This window comes from Chitinophaga sp. MM2321, assembly GCF_964033635.1.
Classification (GTDB): Bacteria; Bacteroidota; Bacteroidia; order Chitinophagales; family Chitinophagaceae; genus Chitinophaga.
On the sequence record NZ_OZ035533.1, the window covers coordinates 4470345 to 4492760 of the forward strand.

The window sequence follows — 22416 nt, forward strand, 5'->3', positions numbered from 1 at the left end:
CCCTGCAAAAGTATGATCTAAATCATATTAAACCCTATTTTTTCTTCTCTAAACTCAAAAAAGTATTAGTATTGCACACATGAAAAAAGCCGGAGCCTGTGACCTAAAGACATGTTTTTTGTGCCAGTTCTGTATACCGGAATGGCTTTCTTCTGTGGAGATAAACAGGCAACACCTGTTTTTTAAAAAAGGGGAAACCATCTTCCTGGAAGGATCTCCGGCTACAGGCATCTTTTTTTTATATGAAGGCAGGGTGAAAGTTCATAAGCAATGGGGAGAAGATAAAGACCTCATCGTTCGCTTCGCCAGGAAAGGAGATATCCTGGGGCATCGTGGATTTGTGAGCAGCCAGCGTTTATACCCGGTATCCGCCACCGCAATGGAAGACATCACCGTATGTTATATGGACCTACCTTTTTTTGAAGCATCCCTGAAAGTTAATACCACCCTCACTTATAAGCTGATGCAGTTTTATGCGACAGAACTGGAAGAAGCAGAGAAAAAAATGCGCAACCTCGTGCATATGGATGTGAAAGGCAGACTGGCAAATGCTTTGCTGGAAATAAGCCGTTCGTATCATGACAAACAATTCACGATCAACCGGCAGGACCTCGCCTCTTTTGCAGGCACCACCTATGAAACCATTTACAGGATCATCCAGGACTTTATCCAGCAACGCCTGATAGCCGTAGATGGAAAAGCAATTACCATCTTACAGGAAAAAAAATTACAACAATTAATTACGGGGTAATACCCGATTGACGGCATAGCTGTTGCAGCTTCGCTTCATGCAGGATGGCAATATTTTTTCCCGAAACCGCTATCATACGCGCTTCTATCAGTTCATTCAACATTCTGAAAGCCGTTTCATAAGTAGTACCCGTATAAGAAGCGAGGTCCTGTTTACTGAGCGACAGGTCGATAAATCCCTCTTTATTAAAACCGAATTTATCTTTTAAGAAGAGTAACGCACAGGCAATGCGTTCTTTAACAGACATATGGGCCAGGTTGCGCATATTTTTTTCTGACTCCTGCAATTCCTGTGCATAAAAGAGCATCAGTTCATATAAGAGCGACTGATTTACTTTGAGAGATGATTGAAAAAATTCCATCTCAATAAAACATACTTTTACCGGCTCCAGTGCCGTAGCAGATACCGGGTATACCTGGTCATTTCCGCCAACGCCCCTGTGCCCCACAATATCACCCTGCCGGGCAAAACGCACGATCAGTTCTTTTTCGGGCCCCCAGTGTTTGTGTACTTTCATGCGGCCTTCATAGATAAAATAGATACCGGTTACTTTATCGCCTTCGTTGAAAAGCGTCTGGCCTTTGTTTAAGATGAAGTTCCTGCGGTGCTCTTTGATGGCCGGTGTCCATTCTTTGAGCGACAGTCGGCATAAGAGACAGGTTTTCAGATCACAGCCCTGTTTATCTTTCTTCATGTGTATTATTCATTTTCCGGATCTCCTGAAAAGCATCGCCTGTTAATAAGGTATGCAGGTGCACTACTTCCCCCACTACAATCACCGCCGGGTTGCCGATGCCCGCTTCCTGTACCCGCAGGGCAATATCGCGTACTGTGCCGGTCACGATCCTTTCCTGCGGAGTGGTGCCGTTTTCTATAATCGCTACGGGCATCTCACTTTTTCCTTGTTGTGCAAATAAATCCATAATGCCTTCCAGTTTACTCATCGCCATGAGGATCACAACGGTAGCAGAAGAACGCGCTGCCAGCTCAATGTCGGCCGAGATGCTGCCGGAGCGCGTGGTACCGGTTGTTACCCAGAAACTTTCCGCAACGCCCCTGCTCGTAAGCGGGATCATTAGGGAAGCGGGTACAGCTATCGCGCTGGAGATGCCGGGGATGACCGCCACCGGGATACCGTGCTGCCGGGCAAACAGGATTTCTTCTGTGGCGCGGCCAAAAACAAACGGGTCACCGCCTTTCAGCCTGACTACATGCCCGTGTGCCCGCGCATTTTCCACGATCAGCCGGTTGATCTCCTCCTGGGAGAGCGCATGACAGCCATAACGTTTGCCTACAAATAGCAACACAGCCGCCGGCGATGCATAACCGAGCAATGATTCATTTACCAGTGCATCATATAAAATCACGTCTGCCTGACGGATAATATTAATGGCTTTGAGCGTGATCATTTCCGGGTCTCCGGGTCCTGCACCTACTAAAGATAAGCGGGGTTTTGGCACATTCATACATATTATAATTATAATTATCTAACAAATTTAACATCAACCATACTTAAATTTAGAACAAAAACCTGTAATTTCACCATTAACATCATACACCTACCCATAAAATCATCTCCAAAGCAATAATTTATATTATATTAATTTATTTATAATATAAATAGTTTTCATCATCTACGAACGCTAAAATCTAATCAGATGAAAATTGTAGTCATTGGTAATGGTATGGTAGGTTATAAATTTTGCGAGAAGATCATCGCAAAATCAACCCACACCCCGCTCCATCTGGTTGTATTTGGCGAAGAACCCAGGCCCGCATACGACCGTGTACACCTCAGCGAATTTTTTGCCGGCAAAACAGCAGCAGCACTTTCCCTCGCAACAACCGACTGGTACGCCGAAAACAACATCCGGCTACACCTGGGTGATCCCGTACTGCACATCGACCGGCAAGCCAAAACAGTGACCTCTTATAAAGGCGTTATTGAAACGTACGACTATCTCGTACTCGCTACCGGTTCATCGGCTTTTGTTCCGCCCATACCCGGCATGGACAAAAAGGGTGTGTTCATTTACCGCACCATCGAAGACCTGGAAATGATGCAGGCTTACGCGCCCAAAGCCACTGCAGGCGTTGTTATCGGCGGCGGCCTGTTAGGACTGGAAGCCGCCAAATCCCTGCTGGACCTTGGCGTCAGCAACACCCATGTGATCGAATTCTCCCCCCGCCTCATGCCCCGGCAAATTGATGATAAAGGCGCTTTCATCCTGCAAAGTAAACTCGAAAGTCTTGGTCTGCAAATACATACCAACAAAAACACCCGCGAAATTCTGGGCAACGGGGCCATTACCGGTCTGCAGTTTACCGACAACAGCATCCTGCACGCTGATATGCTGGTAGTATCCGCCGGCATCAAACCCCGCGATGAACTGGCCCGGCAGGCAGGACTGGCAACAGGTGCCCGTGGCGGCATTATCGTCAACGAACAATTACAAACCACAGATCCCTTTATATATTCCATCGGCGAATGCGCCTTATACAACAACATGATCTATGGCCTGGTAGCACCCGGCTACGAAATGGCGGAAGTAGCCGCCGCACATATCACCGGTGAAGAAAAAAGCTTCACCGGTTTTGATATGAGCACCAAATTAAAACTCATCGGCGTAGACGTGGCCAGCTTCGGCGATCCCTTCCCCGCCCCTGAAAGCTGCCACAGCATTGTGTATGAAGACAACCGGAAAGGTACTTACAAGCGGATCAACATCTCCCCCGATGGTCAGTACCTGCTGGGCGGTATCTTAATCGGCGATGCAGCAGCCTATAATATGTTATTACAAACAACCCGGAATAAACTGGTATTGCCTCCCAACCCCGAAGACATACTCCTGGGCGGTAGCCGTGGTGGCGCAGATACAGGTCCCGGTGTAAGCGCCCTCCCCGATGATGCCATGATCTGTAGCTGCGAAAACGTGAGCAAAGGCGCCATCTGCAATGCCGTAACACAGGGTATGGAAACACTGGAAGCGGTAAAAAAATATACCAAAGCAGGCACCTGCTGCGGCGGCTGCACCCCGATGGTAAAAGATCTCATCACCGCCACCATGAGGGAACAGGGCAAATACATCCGCGAGGTGATGTGCGAACACTTTACCTATTCCCGCCAGGAACTGCTGGATCTCATCAAAATAAAATCGCTCCGCTCTTATGATGAAGTACTGGATCATTATGGTCACGGCGAAGGCTGCGAAGTCTGTAAACCCATGGTATCATCCATACTGGCCAGTTTGTGGAATGAAATGATCCTCGTAAAAGGCAACGATACCGCACAGGATTCGAACGACCGCTATCTCGCCAATATTCAGAAAGGAGGTACCTATTCTGTAGTACCCCGCATTCCCGGCGGTGAAATCACCCCGGAAAAACTGATCGTCATCGGGCAGATCGGCACTAAATACAACCTATATACGAAAATTACCGGCGGACAACGCATCGACCTTTTCGGCGCGCATCTCAGCGACCTGCCCGATATATGGGAAGAACTGATTGCCGCCGGATTTGAAAGCGGGCATGCCTACGGCAAAGCATTACGTACCGTAAAAAGCTGCGTAGGCTCCACCTGGTGCCGCTTCGGTCTGCACGACAGCGTGAGCTTCGCCATCCGGATTGAAGAACGTTACCGCGGACTCAGGGCCCCGCATAAAATAAAATCAGCCGTATCCGGCTGCATACGCGAATGCGCAGAAGCACAGTCGAAAGACTTCGGCATCATCGCTACAGAAAAAGGCTGGAACCTGTATGTATGCGGCAACGGCGGCTCCAAACCACAGCACGCCAAACTACTGGCAGCAGACCTGGACAGCGATACCTGCATCCGCTACATCGACCGCTTTCTCATGTTCTACATCAAAACAGCAGACCCGCTCACCCGTACCGCCACCTGGCTCAACAAGCTCGATGGCGGCATGGACTACCTCCGCAACATCGTGGTGCATGACAGTCTTGGTATTGCCGCTCAACTGGAAACAGATATGCAGTTCCTGGTAGACAACTACAAATGTGAGTGGAGAGAAGTGGTGGAAAACCCGGCGCTACGCAAGCGTTTCTCTCACTTCGTGAATGCACCTGAAGATAAAGATCCGACCGTAAAATTTGATCCGCTGCGCGCACAGAAGAAAGCCGCAGAATGGAAATAATCTTTTTATAATAAAATGATACCGCTATGTCTTTAACTCAAACCGTTACCACCAACTGGTTCTTCGCCTGCAAAACATCTGATGTACCCGCCAACGGAGGCGTATGTGTAAAGTATAAAGATGAACAGATTGCCTTGTTCTATTTTGCCCGGAGGGATGAATGGTATGCTACACAAAACCTGTGTCCGCACCGCCGGCAGATGGCTCTCAGCCGCGGCATGACCGGCACCATCCAGGATGAACCCAAAGTAGCCTGTCCTTTTCACAAAAAAACATTCTCGCTGGCAGATGGCCGTTGCCTCTCCGATGAAGCGGAATGCAGTCTCACCGTATATCCTGTAAAAATAATAGACGACCTGGTATACATCGGTGTAGAAGTAGTAAAATAACGAAACCCGGAGGCTGGCAGGCCATCCGGGCTTCTGATTCTAATATGATGGCTCATTTAAAATCAACCGAAGTTACATGAAAAAATGGTTCCTTGGCGGGGCATTGTTTATCCTTTCGGATACACTGTTTATAGCCCATTGTTATGCACAACTCTCGCTTGGTGCGCAACTCAGAACACGCACGGAGCTACGCGACGGACAAGGCACCCCACTCCCCCGGGGCGCCGGTCCGGCACTCTTCACCTCACAACGCAGCCGGCTCTTTGGCACTTTCAGCACCTACCGCATTAAACTCGGACTAACGGTACAGGATACACGCGTATGGGGACAAGACGCTTCTACCATCAACCGCACTACTACGCAGGACACGGATATTACGGCCATGCGCAAACAGTTTGGTACGGAAGCCGACCTCACCGCCACCTATGCCCTCACTAAAATGATCGCATTTGAAGCCGGTTACAGTCACTTCTGGAATACCGCCACACTCACCTCGCCCACGGTGAAAAACATCACCGATGCCAGCAGCAACAGCAACTGGGCATACCTGATGATCAGCATCCGGCCGGAAATCCTTATTAAATAATTCAACCAATATCTTTACTATGGCAGCACCGCTTAATAAACTACAGCTATTTAGTCTTGACACCGTGCAGATGCGCACGTTTCATATCACCTGGCTCATGTTCTTTGTATGCTTTTTCGGATGGTTCGGACTGGCGCCGCTGATGCCCACCATCCGCGAAGACCTGGGATTATCAAAAGCACAGATAGGCAATATCATTATTGCATCCGTATCCGGTACCATTATCGCCAGGCTGGTGATAGGCAGGTTATGCGATACATGGGGGCCGCGTAAAACCGCGATACGGCTACTACTGATAGGTGCGCTACCTGTTTTCTTCGTAGGACTGGCAAAAGATTATACCTCCTTTTTATTATTCCGTTTAGCCATCAGCGTTATAGGGGCTTCATTTGTGATCACACAATTTCATACTTCGCTCATGTTTGCACCAGCCATCAAAGGTACTGCCAACGCTATTACCGGCGGTTGGGGCAATCTTGGTGGTGGTGTTACCAACATGGTGATGCCGCTGATCTTTGCCGCCATCGTTGGTTTCGGTTATACGAAAGCAGAAGCATGGCGATACGCCATGATCATTCCGGGCCTGATGATGCTGGGCGTGGCCTGGCTCTACTACCGGTATACCCAGGATACACCCGCAGGGAATTTTGAGGAAACCGGCTACAACAAAAACAACAGCAAAACAGACTGGTCACTGTTGGCCGATTGGCGCATCTGGGCGCTCACATTGGCCTACGGTATGTGTTTCGGCATGGAGATCACTTTCGATAATGTGGCCTCCTTACATTTCGTAGACACCTTTCATCTTTCTCAAAGCAGCGCCGGATTCTGGGCTGGTATTTTCGGATTCATGAATCTCTTTGCCAGGGCATTAGGCGGATATATTTCAGACAAGGCCGGCGCTAAATATGGCATGAAAGGCAAAGGATGGTTATTGGCGCTGGTGTTGCTGGCTGAAGGAATAGGACTGTTACTGTTTGCACAGTCAGGTAACCTTACGCTGGCGATCATCTCCATGTTGAGTTTTGCCCTGTTCCTGAAAATGGCCAATGGCGCCACTTATGGCATTGTGCCGTTTCTTCATGAAAAAAATGCAGGCATGGTGAGCGGCATCGTAGGTGCTGGCGGCAACATGGGCGGGATGCTTTTCGGCTTCCTGTTTAAATCAGATACCATCAGCTACGTACAGGCGTTCACGTATATTGGTTTTATTGTGATCGGCGTATCCTGCATAGTGATGCTGACCCGGTTCAGCAAACAGGAAGCAACGGTTGACGCGCCGGTAAGAACACCTGTAGCCGTATCCTGAATCATTCATTAAATCCTTACACATGCAGTCATCATATAAAACTACCTGTTGTTACTGTGGCGTTGGTTGTGGCATTGAGGTACACCAGGACCGGCAGGGGAAACTGCATGTAGAAGGCGATAAAGACCATCCGGTGAATAAAGGTATGTTATGCTCCAAAGGCATGAACCTCCATTATACCGTGATGGATACCTCCGACCGGTTGCTGTATCCTGAAATGCGCTATCATCGTAACCTGCCACGGCAAAGGGTTACATGGGACCAGGCGCTGGACAGGACCGCTGCCGTATTTGCCGCCATCATCGAAAAGTATGGGCCTGATGCCGTTGCTTTCTATGCCTCCGGACAATGCCTTACAGAAGAATATTATGTGGTGAATAAGTTGATCAAGGGATTTATTGGCAGCAATAATATTGATACTAACTCGCGGCTCTGTATGAGCAGTGCCGTAGCGGCTTATAAAATGGCATTGGGAGAAGACGCCGTACCTGGCACTTACGATGATCTTGAACTGGCTGATTGTATTTTTGTAGCCGGCGCCAACCCTGCCTGGTGTCATCCGATATTGTGGCGGCGCGTGGAAGCCGCCAAGGCCGCCAATCCTGCGCTGAAAATAATTGTAAGTGATCCGAGGGCCACACAAAGCTGCGCCATCGCGGATATACACCTGCAACTCCTGCCCGGCACCGACATCACCCTGCATCATGCCATCGGCAGGATACTGATCATGGAAGGCCATACAGACAGTGCTTTCCTCCAACAACATACAGAAGGCTTTGCACAGTACCAGGAAACCGTTATGCAACGGACGGTAGAAGAAGCAGCTGATATATGTGGCATCGATGCAGCAGATATTTATACAGCCGCCGCTTACATCGGCAATGCCACCGGGTTTATGACATTGTGGACGATGGGCCTCAACCAAAGTGTAGTAGGCGTACACAAAAACCTTAGTTTAATAAATCTGCATCTCATCACCGGGCATATCGGTAAACCGGGCAGCGGTCCCTTCTCTTTAACGGGGCAGCCCAACGCCATGGGTGGGCGCGAAGTAGGCGGCTTATCGAACCTGTTGCCTGCACACCGTGTACTCAGCAACCCGGCGCATCGCAAGGCGGTACAGGAATTCTGGGGTGGCACAGCGTTGTCAGACAAACCGGGATTAACAGCTACCGAGATGTTTACCGCCCTGCACGACGGGCGGCTGAAAGCCATCTGGATCATGTGTACCAATCCGCTGGTGAGTCTTCCTGACGCCCGCTTCGCAGAAGCCGCCCTGCAAAAAGCAACATTTGTAGTGGTGCAGGAAATATCATCCAAACCCGAAACACTTCGCTATGCAGATGTGGTGCTGCCCGCAGCAGCGTGGACAGAGAAAGAAGGTACCATGACCAATGCCGAGCGTCGCATCAGTTATCTCACAAAAATAATATCCCCGCCGGGAGAAGCATTGCCGGATGCCACCATCATCTGCCGCTTCGCACAAAAAATGGGGTATCACGGTTTCGATTATACGAATATGGCCGCCATATATGCAGAGCATTGCCGGTTGACAGCAGGCACCAATATTGATATCAGCGGGTTGAGCTACGAAGTCCTGCAAGAAAAAAGAAGCGTGCAATGGCCCTACCCCGGCGGCGCCTCGGGGAATGGTACCGCCCGGCTTTTTACAGATCATCATTTTTATACAGATAATTCCAAAGCAGTTATCCACAGCTTTGAAGATGAAAATAAATCCACTCCTACCGACCATGACTATCCGCTCATCCTCACCACCGGCAGGATCCGTGACCAATGGCATACCATGAGTAAAACGGGTAAAGTGGGCAAACTGAAACAACATATTGACCGCGCCTTTTTAGAAATACACCCCGAAGATGCCCGCCGGCGGCAGATCAGGCAGGATGATATGGTAGAGATCAACAACAGCCGGGGAACGGCAAGGGTAAAAGCACAGTTGACCAATACTATCAAAAAAGGGGTGGTATTCTTACCGATGCACTGGGGGAAAATATTAAACAATGATCTTAACCGGGCAAATAATTTAACCCAAAATCTACTGGACCCCATTTCCCGGCAACCGGATTTTAAATACTCCGCCGTGCAGGTACAACGCTACAGAAAACCAGCGCAAAAGATCGTCATCATTGGCGCCGGGGCGGGTGCCTGCGGGTTTGTGAAGTCGTACCGGCAACTAAATACCACCGATGAAATCGTGGTGTTCAGCAAAGAAAATCTTCCCTTCTACAACCGCGTGATGCTACCGGATTATATCAGCGGCACACAGCAATGGGAACAGCTTATTAAAATGACGGAAGAAGAAGAACTGGAGCTGAACGTCATGCTGCACAAAGGCGTGAGCATTACACATATTGACCGCACACATAAAGTAGTAACCGATAGTAACGGCAACGTACATACGTATGATATCCTGATCATGGCAACAGGCAGCAGGGCGGCTACTTTAAAAGATGTACCGGCCCTTCCCGGCATTTTCACCATGCGCACCCGCCTGGATGCGGACGCCTTCAAACAACACCTCGATCCGGCAAAAGGCAGGGTAATGATTGCCGGTGGCGGCTTGCTGGGTATAGAACTCGCCGCCTCCCTGAAAGAAATGTATATAGACGTTGCCGTTATACAACGCACTTCGCGGCTCATGGACCGGCAGCTGGATCTCTTGGGCGGTCAGCTGCTTTACCAGGAACTGACTGACCGCGGCATCGAAATATTTTACAATGATGAAATTGAACGCTTCACCGGGCAAACGAAACTGGAAGGCATCCGCATGAAAAGTGGCCGCCACATTGACTGTCAGGCGGTGGTAATGTCTATCGGCACCGTTCCGAATATTGAGCTGGCTACGGCCGCACAACTCTTGTGCAACCGCGGCGTTGTTGTAAATGAATACCTGCAAACCAGCGATCCGGAGATCTACGCCATTGGCGAAATTGCTGCATTCAATGGAACCCTGTATGGTATCACCGCCGCCGCAGAACAGCAAGCCGCTGTGGTAGCCCGCCACCTGAACGGCGACATCAGCACCTATTACCAGGGCTCCTTATTTATGAACATCCTGAAAATGCATGGCACAGACCTTTGCTCACTTGGCATGGTGGAAATGCCCAACGATCCGGCTTATGAAGAGGTAGTGTTTATAGACAAAGCCAAACGCTATTATAAAAAATGTATCATCCACCAGGACCGGCTGGTAGGCGCCATCCTGATCGGTGATAAAACAGAATTCAATGAATTTAAAGATCTCATACAAAACAGGATCGAGCTGTCTGACAAGCGGTTGCAACTATTGCGCTCCAACAAAAAAGCTACCCCCGTATCGGGTAAACTGGTATGCTCCTGCGGAAATGTAGGAGAAGGCAACATCCGGGAAAAAATAAGATCAGGCTGTGCTGACCTGGAACAATTATGCCAGCTCACCGGCGCGGGATTAGGTTGTGGTAGCTGTAAACCGGAAGTGAAAGCGATACTGCAACAGCAGATTAACAAACCCGTTAAAGCATTTGCATAAATATGGCCAGGCATACACATACTATTGCTGTTAATTTTATCGGTGGCATCATCTCACCGGGGCATCTGCTGGAAGTACTGGAAGTGGCCACCGCAGCCCAGGTAACGCATGTTCGTTTTGGTTTGCGGCAACAATTAATACTGCATATCCCGGAGAAAGAACTGCCAGCATTCAGAAAAAACTGTGCGCAGAAAAATATCCATCTCCCCACAACACCAAATATCATCAGCTCTTACCCCGCAGCAGGTATTTTTATCAGTAACAGCTGGCTGAGTGAAGGGATTTATAAAGATGTTTTTGATTTGTTTGATTATATACCTTCCCTCAAAATAAATATCTGTGACAGCCAGCAAACATTTGTTCCTTTTTTTACGGGACATATCAACTGGATCACTTCTTCCCACCTGCATTACTGGCACCTGTATGTACGGGTGCCGGGCAGCAGGCAGCTTTTTTCATGGCCGGAACTGATCTATACCAATAATATTTCTGCTGTGAGCAAAGCCATTGAAAAATTATCGCCACAGGCAGATTCCCCTGAAACCCTTTATGCACAAGTAAAATCGGTGTGTAGTTATATCAGTCGCCCTGCGGACCAGGCGCTGGAATTACCGGCATTCCATCTCCCTTATTACGAAGGTTTTAATAAATATGACAACAATTACTGGCTGGGAATTTACCGCCGGGAGGAAGAATTTCCGGTGGCATTCCTGAAAGATATTTGTTCTATTTGTCTTGAAACCCGCACGGGACAATTGTATACTACCACCTGGAAATCGCTCATCATCAAAGGTATTGACCCTACGCACCGTCGGCTGTGGGATTATGTGCTGGGCAAATACGGCATTAATGTGCGGCATGCTGCCAATGAACTGAGCTGGCAGGTGGAAGATAATTGCGAAGATGGCCTGATTCTGAAGCGGCACATTATCCGCTACTTCGATACGGCGGATGTGCGCACCTATGGCCTGTGCTTCAGCATACGTATTGAACAGGCGGATAGCCTTTTTGGCACCATCGTGATCAGAAAACAGGAAAATAAATACGGCAGCAAACTGAAATATATGCAACGGTATGATATTCTGCATACTGCCGGCTACAATCCTAATTCCGCGCAGTTGCTGGTATACCGCGAAGGTGTGCCGAAAGAATACCTGGGACCTTACATCACAGCACTCTGCAAACAATTTTATGAAGAAAACAGTGCAGCCGACCTGTTGCAAAAATATGTAGCAGCACAACAACCGCCACCCGGCATTAGTGCGCCGGAAAAAACGCTGCATCAATGTCAACGCTGCTTTACCGTGTATGATGAATTATCGGGAGATGAAGGACAGGCGGTGACTCCAGGCACCCCGTTTGCTAATTTACCGGCAGATTACCATTGCTACGTATGTACGTCACCGTTATCTGACTTCCGGCTCATCACCGCAGCATCTTTACAACATCATTAGCAGAAAAAATACGCGTATAAAAAAACAAAGGCCGGAAGAATCCGGCCCTTTTTAACCTAACACGTATTATTTGTCATGAGAATCTTGTTGCTATTTATTGCAGAATAACTTTGACTTCTTTTGGTGCGTTCCAGGTCGTTTTCACTTTTCCATTAGGCTGTTTTACATGCTGTACTTTTACTACGCCATAAGGAGTAGGAAAGGTACCGGATGCGAATTCCAGGTCACCCAGGTGAGGGGTGATGCTGATCACCTTACATCCCGGCGCTTTTACACTGATGCCCAGTACATATTCGGTCAGCCAGGGTGTAGGTCCTGAAGCCCAGCCATGACACAGGCTATGCCGGAATCCTTTATAACAATAAGCGCCATAGTCGCCATGAATATCTTTTTCTCCCGGTTGCAGCAATGCATCTATACGGCCTGCTTTATCCATCCAGTCCAGGTTAAAATCTTCCCAGAAAGTAGTAGCGCCCAATTGCAACATCGCGCCCCAGTAAGAACGGATCGCATCCAGTGCGCCCTGGTAGTTACCGGAACGGGCCATCGCCGACAGCATGTAGTAGCCATAAAAAGTAGAGAAGCCATGCGCACCATTCACCGACAATACCTCTTTATCCATTTTCTCCGCAGGCGCTAACCCGGAAAGGGAAAGCAATGCAGCTGCCTGTTTACTACCCGCTACATCCGGTACATGTTTTTTCAACCGCGCTACCGCTGCTTCACATTCCGCTGCTACAGCAGGTTCCTTTAATGTTTTACATAAATCTGCGCCCGACTGTAAACACAGTACCATCATAGCTTGCAGCCCTGCATGTATACCTGCGGGGTTTTCGCTGGAAGGCCAGTCAAGAAAACGTCCGTCCAGTTTTTCGCTGTTGTTTTCATCAATATGTTGCATGATCTGCCGCAGCAATGGCAGCAAATATGCTTTCTGTTGTTGCAGGTAAGCCAGGTTGCCCTGATGCAGGTACCAGTCGTGATGAATAATCACCCACCACATAGAGTAAGTGCTGATACCATTCATCCAGCCGGGGAGCGGCGTGATATCACGTACCAGGTCCAGGCTGCGGGGCACCACATCGTTGTAGCCAAACACCGCATTGATGGAAGCTATTTCGGGATGCATATCCCCTACCCATACCAGCCGGTCACGTTTGATACCGTCCCACAGGTAGTCCTGCATATTGAGATGTACGGTATAGGCGCCGGTCATCCATATTTTATTCAATAAAGTATCGCTGCAATGAAAAGAGCCCAGGTAGGGAATATCGCGGTAGTTGAAGATGGCCCTTACTTCCTGCAATAAAAATGCAGGGACCTCATCTATTACATCTATTCTTACAAAACGAAAACCGGAATTACCGATTTCGAGTTTTCCCAGCCAGGGTACCTGTACAATCATATCACGCATCGCGTGATCATTGGTGGCATTTTTTTCCGGTTCTATATCACTCATGGCTTCACTAACGGATTCGCCTAAACGAATACGGATCTTCACGGCTTTATTGCCCGCTGTCATGCCCGTAACAATCTGGATACCACCCTGTAGTTCCTTTCCAAAATCCAGCAGGATAGCCGGTTTCGTGGTACCGGACGGTTTTAATGTGCAGATATTTTTACCGGCCAGGTCCGCCTGTCCATTGCCTGTACGCAGCAATGCGGCGGTATTCTGAATATCTCCTGCCTGCCACACAACACGTACCGGCGACAGGTATTTACGGATAGTGGGTGTTGTTTGGGCTGCAGCCGCCTGTTTGCTGTCAAATACCGGCGGCAGTTGCGCGTAGATGCCCTGATGCAGCATCAAAAAAAATATGATCAGTCTCTTCTTCATCAACAAGTGATTACGTTTAAAGTGTTTATTTTTTTGTTAGTATGCGATTGTATGTAAAGTGACCGGTCCCAGCAAACCTGCCGGTTCATAATGACTATCTGCTTTGTACAGTGGCGAGCTTGTCCAGGTACCCCGTTGTTCTGCCGGGAGCCTGGCGTCTCCTATCAACCTGTTTACCCAGGTATTGGCTACGGTGATTTCTACTTTATTATCACCCGCGTTGAGTAAGTTGGTTACATCTACCTGCCAGGGGGCTGTCCATGCAGTACCGGCATCTACGCCATTAATCTTTACCGTAGCGATCACTTTTACTTCACCCAGGTGCAGGTATATCCGCTGGTCTTTTGGCAGCGTCTTTACTTTCAGTACCGTGGTGTATACTGCTTTGCCGGAATAATCGCGGATGGCTTCATTTTTATTTTTACTCCAATCCTGTAATGTTGTCCATTGCTGTGGGGATGCAGGTCCCCGCATAGCCGGGTCGAACTGCACTGCCCAGGGGCCTTGCAATTGTTGCAGTACCTGTGGTTCGGGGAAGTTCTTTTTTGCAGCAGTTGTTATTTTATTTTTCCGGAAGATGATAAACCCACTCTGAAAAGCATCCAGTTTGAGCGGCACCGTGGTGGTACCATCCTGTTGGGTATATTCCGGTAAAGCGCGACAGGTACCCGTTACAGGGTCCCACCACTCCGGTTGTAAACCGGTTACCCGGAAAGCCGGGGCGATATTTACCTGCGGCGCATCCTGGTTAGTAACAAAATAAATTTCTTCATCCGCCGTAGTGCGGTGTGTATATAATACAGGTGCGTCTGTCTGCAAATTAAAATCAGGTACTGTTTTCAACAGGGCCATTACTTCGGGTATGCTCATACCAGACAGGATCATCCCTTTTCCATAAGATCCGGATTTTATCGTATGTCCGTCTACGTTACCCCATATTTCTTTTGCCAGTTTTTTCACTTCGGCGTCTGCCGCCGGGTAATCCTGCATACTGGGTGACCGTTCCGGTGCCGGCCCCAGTACTACTGCACCCGCAGCGATCAGCGTTTTCAGTTTACGCAACAGCGCAGGACGCATCGTGGTTAGTTTTGGTAATACCAGTACGCGGTATTCCATACCGTCCGGCAATACCAGTCTGCCATCTTTTACCTGTAACCGTGTTTCGATCACTTCTGCATTGATATAATCAAATCCATAGCCCGCAGGTAATGCGGGGTCGCGGGTACCTGTCATTTTTGGTGCATCTTCTCCTATAAAATAGGCCACATCGTTCACGGGTTTACCTTGCTGTAGCAGCAGGTTACATCTCCTGATATAATCTATAAATGCCTTACCCATAAAAAACCAGGTGTTCTTGCGGTTGAACTCTGTACCAAAACCTGCATTTACGCCCGGGTTACGGTCTTCATAGGGTTGTTCTATATATACATGCAGCAGCGTATTATTGATTCCTTCTGTGAAAGACCAGTCGCCGCGTTTTTTCAGCAAAGCCGGATAACGTTGATAAGGTAGTCCGCCTGCGGTAAAAGATTCTGCTGATACTTTTGTTTTTCCGTAGATATGTGCCGCAGAAGAAGCGGCTTTATTTTCGATGCTGCCCAGCTCACCTTCATTCCAGAATTCACCACCTATTTCGTCCGACTGTCCGCCATATTGCAGAAACTCGCCGGGAAATCCCCAGTGGCCGTAGTTTTCCAGCCAGGTGCGTAATCCGTGCTGGTGACTAATTTCACGCAAACCGCCTACATAATCATAGGCGACCCTGTCTGCCACGAGGCGGCGCAGGTCCCACAGGAAGCGGTCGGACTGATCAGCACTACCCACCACGCGGCCACTCAGCACCGGCAGCCATGGTAAGGGATCATAACCATATTGTTTTTTAAATGCGCTGCTCATGTCATCCGTCCAGTTTTGTGAACCAGTCTCGTAACTATCCGCCACCACGTATTTAAGCGCCGTGCGGTCTGCCGCAGGCATACTCTCCTGTATCTTTCCCACAAAAGCCTTAAAATGGGCAGCAAGGGCTGTTTTATTCATTTTGTCTACTTCCGGTCCCGTACCTTCCGGCACCGCAGGTGCATTATGCACACCGGTAGCTGCCATCGCGTAGCGCATCACAATCCAGTTGCCCGCAGGCACCTTCCATGAGAGTGTACCGTCTTTTTTCAGATAAGCCGTGAGGTCCACCACTTTCGCAGGATCTATCATCAGTGACAGCTCATCCGGTTCAGGCGCCTGTCTCCACTGATATTCCTTCCATAAAGGCAGCGGGGTCTGGAACATTTTCCCCAGTTGTTTTTCTATATAATGTTCTACCCTGGGAGCAGTATTGAGCTGTATTTCTGCCAGGCCCGCTTTACCCTTGATGCCGGTAAAAACGAGGCGGAACTGTTTACCGGTGGTAGCCGGAAAGGAAATACCCACCGGCCCGTAAGGCATAAAGCCTACATTATTATTTGGATTACTGCGGTCTATCGCAAATGACTGGATGGTAGTATATGCTTTACCGTTATATACCTGTAGTTCACATTGTGCAGCAAAGGGGGAAGGCGCCGGATAGATAACCAGGCTACGGGCGGTAAAATTATTTTTTACTTCCAGGTCAATTGTTATCTGTTGCTGCCCCGCAGGCAGGAAAGCCGCCGTGGAGAGGTCTTTATCTGCTACAGCAGGCAGTGCTGAAATGGTCACGTTTGCCTGCACAGCCGGGTTGTGTGCGGCGATTTCGTCGGTATCTGCTGCCGGTACCGGAAAAGCCAGCAGGGCAACATCCTGCAATGCGCCGGCGGGCGGATCAATACGACCGGAAAACTGCTGTGGTCCGCTGATACGGCGCAACGAGGCGGTGAGGTAGCGCATAGCCTGTTCATCCTTTATCCAGGGGCCGCCAGACTGGCTCCAGCCGGGACTGTTGAAAAGTCCGATATCCACGCCTTCTTTACCCGCAGTTCGTATAGCCTCTTGCGTTATATCCCACCATTCTTTGCTAAAGATCCGCACTTTACCATAGGGCGTTTCCGCCTTATCCATCCCGATGTTACCAATAAAAGCACGGCCGATACCCACTTTTGCCATGGCCTTCAGGTCTTTCACCACTCCGTCTTTAGAAATATTGTCGCTCATCCAGTACCAGTAAATGGACGGTTTCACGGAATCGGGGGGTGAATGAAAGCCTGCTTGTAATGACTGTGCCTTCGCAGAAAAAGCGCAGGCACAGCAAATAAACGGCAGAGATACATAGCGTGGAATTCTCATGTCAGTTCTTTTATGACGTCACGCAGCATACCTATATACATAGGTGTATTGGTCGCATAACATTGCTTTAAAATAATAAAGGGGATCTGGAAAACTGTCCTGTACCCTCATGACCAGGATTAACAGGATTAAGCAGGATTAAGCAGGATGGAACAAGGAGATAGAAAGCGGTACTTATTTATTATATCTCTTATTATATCTGTTATAGAACCTGTCCCATCCTGCTTAATCCCATCATCCTTTAATCCTGGTCACTTGCTCCGTCCTGCAAATCCTGTTAATACGGTCATTTAATCAAATAATTCAGGTCAGATCAGTACAGTACGGAACAGTACAGGATGCAACAGGACAGGGATATACTCTTCTTCGATTAAATTCATTGCTGTAAAACCAAATGCCCTTTCACCAAATCTAATTCCACTCGTTATGATCAAAGTTTCCATCCTTTATCAAAAAGGACACCCCTGTCTTGCACGCTTCGGGGGACTATTTTTTCTCCTGTTTCTTATTTGTACATATGGCTATGCACAACAGACAGGGTCTACAAATGGCGCTGCCCATAAGACCGGGCCCATAACAGGACAGCTTACAGATGCAATCGATGGTTCACCGCTTCCAGGTGTTACCATCGGCATTAAAGGTACCAACCAGGGTACATTCACAGATGCCAACGGCCGCTACACCATCCAGGCCGCATCCACAGATTCACTTGTTTTCAGTTTTGTAGGTTTTGCCACAAAAGTGATACATGTAGGCAATCGGACAAAAATCAGTGCATCACTGGAATCCAGCAACAAAACACTGACTCAGGTAGTAGTAGTTGGTTATGGTACACAACAAAAAAAGGATGTAACCGGTTCCGTGGGAATTGTTTCCATGAAAAACATCAAGGATATGCCGGTATCCGGTCCTGATCAGGCATTAGCCGGACAGATCGCCGGTATCCAGGTAAGTACTTCCAATGGTATCCCCGGTGGCGGACCACAGGTACAGGTAAGAGGTATCGGCGCTGTAGGTGCCGGCAGCCAACCACTGTATGTAGTGGATGGTTATCCGCTGGCATCCTCTTCCGACCAGATATCCGATCCAATGAATGCGATCAATCCACAGGATATCGAGTCTATGGCTGTATTGAAAGATGCATCCGCAACCGCTATTTACGGTTCCAGGGGTGCTAACGGTGTAGTGCTGATCACTACAAAAAGAGGTGCCGCCGGTATTCCGGTTGTTCAGTTAACTGCTAACTATGGTTTGCAGCAGATCCCGCAAAAAGGCCGGCCTGAACTGATGAACGGACAGGAATTTGCACAATTCAGGAAAGAGTCTATCGAAGACAATATCCGTTTTACAGAACACCGGGAACCAGTAGATACCGATATTCCTGAAATTTATCGCAACCCGTCACTGATCGGCGAAGGAACCAACTGGTTTGATGCCATCACACGCGTAGCACCTATGCAGGAAATCAATCTCAGCATGAGCGGTGGTACTGAAAAAATAAGGACCTATGTATCCGCAGGTTACTTCAACCAGGATGGGGTTATCATCAATTCAGGTTACCAACGTTTTTCTGTAAGAGCGAATGTAGACGCTACTTTATCAGACAGATTTAAAGTAGGCTTTAACGTGGCTCCATCCTACACTACCCGTAAAGGCTTTAGCTCAGGTGAAGGCAGGGGTGACGTTTTTGGGATCGCCAGTCCGGTTGAGCCGGTCTATAAAGCGGATGGTAGCTATAACGAATTTATACAAAGCCCCGGCACTTTTGGATTACCTAACCCGGTGATGACATTGAATGATGTCACCAACAAATCCAAGAGTACCCGTATCCTTTTCAATACTTACGGAGAGTATGAAGTAATAAAGAACCTGAAATTCAAATCTACTTTCAACGTAGACTATCAGGAAGGTAGCGGCGAATTTTTCAGACCATCCACTATTGGTAACACCAATGCGGCACCACCCAGCATTCCAAGCGGCAGCGCCTACAACGGTAATTACTTAAACTGGTTGAATGAAAATACCCTCACCTATCAGTATAATACCAGCAATGGTCATGCTTTCACAGGCTTACTCGGCTATTCTATACAGTCTCAGAAAGAACAGTTTGCCGGCTTCAACGGAAGCAACTACCCGGATGATGATATCAAAACTTTAAATGCCGCTGCTACCATTACAGGTAGTACCGACAAAACAGAGTGGGCATTATTATCTTACCTGGCCAGGATCAACTACGCTTATAAAGATAAATACCTGGTTACTGCTACCGTAAGAAGTGACGGGTCTTCCAGATTCGGACCTGACAACCGCTGGGGTACTTTTCCTTCTGTAGCCCTGGGATGGCGCGTTTCACAGGAAGATTTCATGAAATCATCCAATACTTTCAGTGATCTGAAAATAAGGGCTTCCTATGGCTTCTCCGGTAATTTCAATATTGGTGACTATCCTTACATGAGTAATATCGGTACCAGCGATTACGTATTAGGCGGAGCACTGGCTGGTGGCCGTGTGATGAATTCACTGGGAAATCCCAGCCTGGGCTGGGAAAAAATGCGCGAGCTGAACATAGGTGTCGACATCGGCTTATGGAAAGATCGTGTATATGTTACTGCTGATATTTACAAAAGAAATACACAAGACCTCCTCTTAAATGTGGAAGTGCCACAGTCCAGCGGATTCAGCACCGTAACACAGAACAAAGGAGATATGGAGAACAAAGGACTTGAACTCGGTATTTCTTCCCGCAATATTGAAACACCAAGATTCTCCTGGACTACCAACTTCAACATTTCCTTTAACCGCAACAAGGTACTGGCATTAGGTACAGACAATGCACCTATTTATTCCGGTAACAGTAGTGAAGGTAACCCTACCAACGTGAGCAGGGTAGGCCAGCCGCTGGCCATGTTGTATGGTTATGTTTTTGATGGCATCTATCAGAACCAGGCTGAAGTAGATAAAGGCCCTGCTTTTCCAGGTGCTATTCCGGGAAATATCCGCTTTAAAGATATCAATGGTGATGGTGTAATTAATCCACGGGAAGATTTTGACATCATCGGCAATCCTTATCCTGATTTCAACTGGGGACTGACCAACATTCTGAGCTACAAAAACTTCGACTTCCGCGTATTGATCGTAGGATCTATGGGAGCAGACAGACTCCACGCCACCAATGATTACAACGGTAATATAGATGGCGTATTCAACGTAAGAAAAGATGTGGCTGACAGATGGAGATCAGAATCCAATCCAGGTAACGGACGTGTACCTACTACCAATGGTTCCGGCCGTGGAAGGGTAATGTACAGAGATGTAAGCTCCCTGACAGTAGAGAAAAACAATTATGCCTGGGTTAAAAATATCACGCTGGGATATACGATCCCGAAAAAAGGATTTGTACAAAGCGCAAGGGTGTATGTAAGTGTGCAGAATGCCATCCTTTTCACCAAATACAGCGGCAATCCTGAAGTGACCAACTATCTGGGCAAAGGAGGAAGTGGTGCACTGGTACCAGGGATAGATTATTCCAACTATCCTGTTCCCAGAATTTTTTCACTGGGTACCAACCTTTCCTTTTAATTCAGTATCAAAAAGACTAGCAACATGAAAACTAAAATAACTCTTATAACGCTACTGGCAATAGCATTGAATGGTTGCAACAGCATGCTGGATGTAAAGCCAAACTCTTTTTCCAGCGGATCCAGCTACTATAAAACAGAAGCGCAGATCGAACGTGCTGTGAATGGCTGTTATGGCGAACTACAGACATTATACACCAGTGATTACTGGGCCATGTCTGAAATGAGGTCAGATAATACCAACTACCAGTATGATGAAAGTGATCGCGGTGCACAGCAACGGGAAGAAATAGATGAGTTCCTGACTACCACCAGCAATAACTACATCAATAATACCTGGGCACTGTTATATAGAAATATCCAGCAATCAAATGTTATCATCTCCCGCATAGATGGTGTGCCATTCGCAGATGACGCTACCAAAAACCAATATATCGGAGAAGCAAAATTTCTGCGTGCACTTTACTACTTCCACCTGGTAAGATTATTTGGTGGGGTACCTTTATTAGTGGAGGAAGTGGCCAGCCCTGAACAGGCGCTCACCCCTAAAAGATCCAGTGTAGAAGAAGTGTATGCGCAGATCATTAAGGATGCAGGCGATGCTGCTGCCAGTTTGCCCGCAACATACGGAAGCAGTGCTATTGGCAGGGCTACCAAAGGTGCAGCATTAACATTGCTGGGCGATGTGTACCTGACCACCAAGGATTATCCAAAAGCGGTGACTACTCTGCAACAAGTGAAAGGAATGGGTTATACCCTGGTAACCAATTACGCAGATAACTTTGATCCGGCTAAAAAGAATAATACTGAATCCATATTTTCCGTACAGTATAACTCAGGTATGGAAACAGAAAGCAGTAATTTCATTTTTAACTTCGGTCCGCGTAATGGCAAGAAAGACCTGACCGGCTTCAACGGCAACCTGGGAGGCGTGAATATGCCTACCCCCAGTATTGTAAACGCTTACGAAGCAAACGACAAGAGAAAAGACGCGTCTATTTTCATGTATGACAGTCCGACCAATGCAGCTTTTGCAGAATCTGTTGCGTTTGGTGGCAAATTACCGCTCATCAAAAAATTCTACCATCCGCCATATGCGCTGGACGGCCGTGCCAATGAAAACTGGCCGGTATATCGTTACGCACAGGTATTGCTGATGCTGGCAGAAGCCATCAATGAAACAGGTACAGGCGATCCACTTCCATACATTAACGAAGTGCGTGCACGTGCTGGTTTAGCTGGTTTACCCGCCCTGGGTCAGGTTGCCTTCAGAGATGCGGTAGCGCATGAACAGCGCGTGGAACTGGCTTTTGAAGATCAACGCTGGTACCAGTTACTCCGCACCGGTAAAGCAGTGGAAGTAATGACACAACACGGAAAGGAAGAAAAACTGAGATTGAGCCGCCTCAGCGCCGCATCATACAATATTCAGCCTTTTCAATTGCTTTATCCGATACCTGAAAGAGAAGTACGGTTGAATGGATTTGAACAAAATACCGGTTGGTAAAAAATGTTGAAAAAACGGAAACCGTTTGCTTATATTACCAAAGTGAACAAGCCATTCCGCGTTA

13 protein-coding genes are annotated in these 22416 nt (G+C 48.0%); 9 read left to right on the top strand and 4 right to left on the bottom strand.

Features of this window, described 5'->3' with window-relative positions; genetic code table 11:
- The first annotated feature begins 118 nt into the window (after positions 1 to 118).
- A complete protein-coding gene (locus ABQ275_RS17210) occupies positions 119 to 751 on the top strand; it encodes a Crp/Fnr family transcriptional regulator (protein ID WP_349314389.1) in 633 nt (210 codons plus the stop codon).
- Here ABQ275_RS17210 and ABQ275_RS17215 read toward each other — a convergent pair.
- Together ABQ275_RS17215 and cobA are read right to left on the bottom strand one after the other, a co-directional pair.
- On the bottom strand, positions 741 to 1445 hold the full coding sequence (locus tag ABQ275_RS17215) for a Crp/Fnr family transcriptional regulator (RefSeq protein WP_349314390.1): 705 nt from the start codon (positions 1443 to 1445) through the stop codon (positions 741 to 743). The two genes, ABQ275_RS17210 and ABQ275_RS17215, sit on opposite strands and share 11 nt — an antisense overlap.
- Positions 1432 to 2217, bottom strand: coding sequence for a uroporphyrinogen-III C-methyltransferase (gene cobA, locus ABQ275_RS17220; RefSeq protein WP_349314391.1), 786 nt, complete (start codon positions 2215 to 2217; stop codon positions 1432 to 1434). Before cobA ends, ABQ275_RS17215 begins: the two co-directional genes overlap by 14 nt.
- Positions 2218 to 2409: 192 nt before the next feature.
- On the opposite strand from cobA, the gene nirB reads away from it, so the two are divergent.
- The 6 genes from nirB to ABQ275_RS17250 all read left to right on the top strand — a co-directional run bounded on the left by nirB (position 2410) and on the right by ABQ275_RS17250 (position 12175).
- Entirely contained in the window at positions 2410 to 4908 is a 2499-nt protein-coding gene (gene nirB, locus ABQ275_RS17225; RefSeq protein ID WP_349314392.1) for a nitrite reductase large subunit NirB, read from the top strand.
- A 26-nt stretch (positions 4909 to 4934) separates the two neighbouring features.
- Positions 4935 to 5297: a nitrite reductase small subunit NirD gene (gene nirD, locus ABQ275_RS17230; RefSeq protein ID WP_349314393.1), complete on the top strand. Its 363-nt coding sequence runs from the start codon at positions 4935 to 4937 to the stop codon at positions 5295 to 5297.
- Positions 5298 to 5373: 76 nt separating this feature from the next.
- Positions 5374 to 5883, top strand: a complete 510-nt coding sequence (locus ABQ275_RS17235; RefSeq protein WP_349314394.1) for a hypothetical protein — start codon at positions 5374 to 5376, stop codon at positions 5881 to 5883.
- 19 nt (positions 5884 to 5902) lie between these two features.
- Positions 5903 to 7192, top strand: a complete 1290-nt coding sequence (locus tag ABQ275_RS17240) for an MFS transporter (protein ID WP_349314395.1) — start codon at positions 5903 to 5905, stop codon at positions 7190 to 7192.
- A 22-nt stretch (positions 7193 to 7214) separates the two neighbouring features.
- Positions 7215 to 10721 carry a molybdopterin-dependent oxidoreductase gene (locus ABQ275_RS17245; RefSeq protein ID WP_349314396.1) on the top strand — a complete coding sequence of 1169 codons (3507 nt, stop codon included), beginning with the start codon at positions 7215 to 7217 and terminating at the stop codon, positions 10719 to 10721.
- A 2-nt stretch (positions 10722 to 10723) separates the two neighbouring features.
- Positions 10724 to 12175: a rubredoxin domain-containing protein gene (locus ABQ275_RS17250; protein WP_349314397.1), complete on the top strand. Its 1452-nt coding sequence runs from the start codon at positions 10724 to 10726 to the stop codon at positions 12173 to 12175.
- 94 nt (positions 12176 to 12269) lie between these two features.
- Here ABQ275_RS17250 and ABQ275_RS17255 read toward each other — a convergent pair whose 3' ends face one another.
- Positions 12270 to 14012 carry an alpha-L-rhamnosidase C-terminal domain-containing protein gene (locus ABQ275_RS17255; protein ID WP_349314398.1) on the bottom strand — a complete coding sequence of 581 codons (1743 nt, stop codon included), beginning with the start codon at positions 14010 to 14012 and terminating at the stop codon, positions 12270 to 12272.
- 36 nt (positions 14013 to 14048) lie between these two features.
- The gene (locus ABQ275_RS17260) at positions 14049 to 17267 is read right to left on the bottom strand and encodes a glycosyl hydrolase (protein ID WP_349314399.1); all 3219 of its coding nucleotides are present in this window, start codon (positions 17265 to 17267) and stop codon (positions 14049 to 14051) included.
- Positions 17268 to 17693: 426 nt separating this feature from the next.
- Here ABQ275_RS17260 and ABQ275_RS17265 point away from each other — a divergent pair, with 426 nt between their 5' ends.
- Together ABQ275_RS17265 and ABQ275_RS17270 are read left to right on the top strand one after the other, a co-directional pair.
- Positions 17694 to 20846 carry a TonB-dependent receptor gene (locus ABQ275_RS17265; RefSeq protein WP_349314400.1) on the top strand — a complete coding sequence of 1051 codons (3153 nt, stop codon included), beginning with the start codon at positions 17694 to 17696 and terminating at the stop codon, positions 20844 to 20846.
- A gap of 24 nt (positions 20847 to 20870) precedes the next feature.
- Positions 20871 to 22352, top strand: a complete 1482-nt coding sequence (locus tag ABQ275_RS17270; RefSeq protein ID WP_349314401.1) for a RagB/SusD family nutrient uptake outer membrane protein — start codon at positions 20871 to 20873, stop codon at positions 22350 to 22352.
- Positions 22353 to 22416: the final 64 nt, after the last annotated feature.

What these genes read in the sequence shown, in the direction of transcription:
- ABQ275_RS17215 (WP_349314390.1), bottom strand. Translation starts at nt 1,445, where the DNA reads ATGAAGAAAGATAAACAGGGCTGTGATCTGAAAACCTGTCTCTTATGC.
- cobA (WP_349314391.1), bottom strand. Translation starts at nt 2,217, where the DNA reads ATGAATGTGCCAAAACCCCGCTTATCTTTAGTAGGTGCAGGACCCGGA.
- nirB (WP_349314392.1), top strand. Translation starts at nt 2,410, where the DNA reads ATGAAAATTGTAGTCATTGGTAATGGTATGGTAGGTTATAAATTTTGC.
- nirD (WP_349314393.1), top strand. Translation starts at nt 4,935, where the DNA reads ATGTCTTTAACTCAAACCGTTACCACCAACTGGTTCTTCGCCTGCAAA.
- ABQ275_RS17235 (WP_349314394.1), top strand. Translation starts at nt 5,374, where the DNA reads ATGAAAAAATGGTTCCTTGGCGGGGCATTGTTTATCCTTTCGGATACA.
- ABQ275_RS17240 (WP_349314395.1), top strand. Translation starts at nt 5,903, where the DNA reads ATGGCAGCACCGCTTAATAAACTACAGCTATTTAGTCTTGACACCGTG.
- ABQ275_RS17245 (WP_349314396.1), top strand. Translation starts at nt 7,215, where the DNA reads ATGCAGTCATCATATAAAACTACCTGTTGTTACTGTGGCGTTGGTTGT.
- ABQ275_RS17250 (WP_349314397.1), top strand. Translation starts at nt 10,724, where the DNA reads ATGGCCAGGCATACACATACTATTGCTGTTAATTTTATCGGTGGCATC.
- ABQ275_RS17255 (WP_349314398.1), bottom strand. Translation starts at nt 14,012, where the DNA reads ATGAAGAAGAGACTGATCATATTTTTTTTGATGCTGCATCAGGGCATC.
- ABQ275_RS17260 (WP_349314399.1), bottom strand. Translation starts at nt 17,267, where the DNA reads ATGAGAATTCCACGCTATGTATCTCTGCCGTTTATTTGCTGTGCCTGC.
- ABQ275_RS17265 (WP_349314400.1), top strand. Translation starts at nt 17,694, where the DNA reads ATGATCAAAGTTTCCATCCTTTATCAAAAAGGACACCCCTGTCTTGCA.
- ABQ275_RS17270 (WP_349314401.1), top strand. Translation starts at nt 20,871, where the DNA reads ATGAAAACTAAAATAACTCTTATAACGCTACTGGCAATAGCATTGAAT.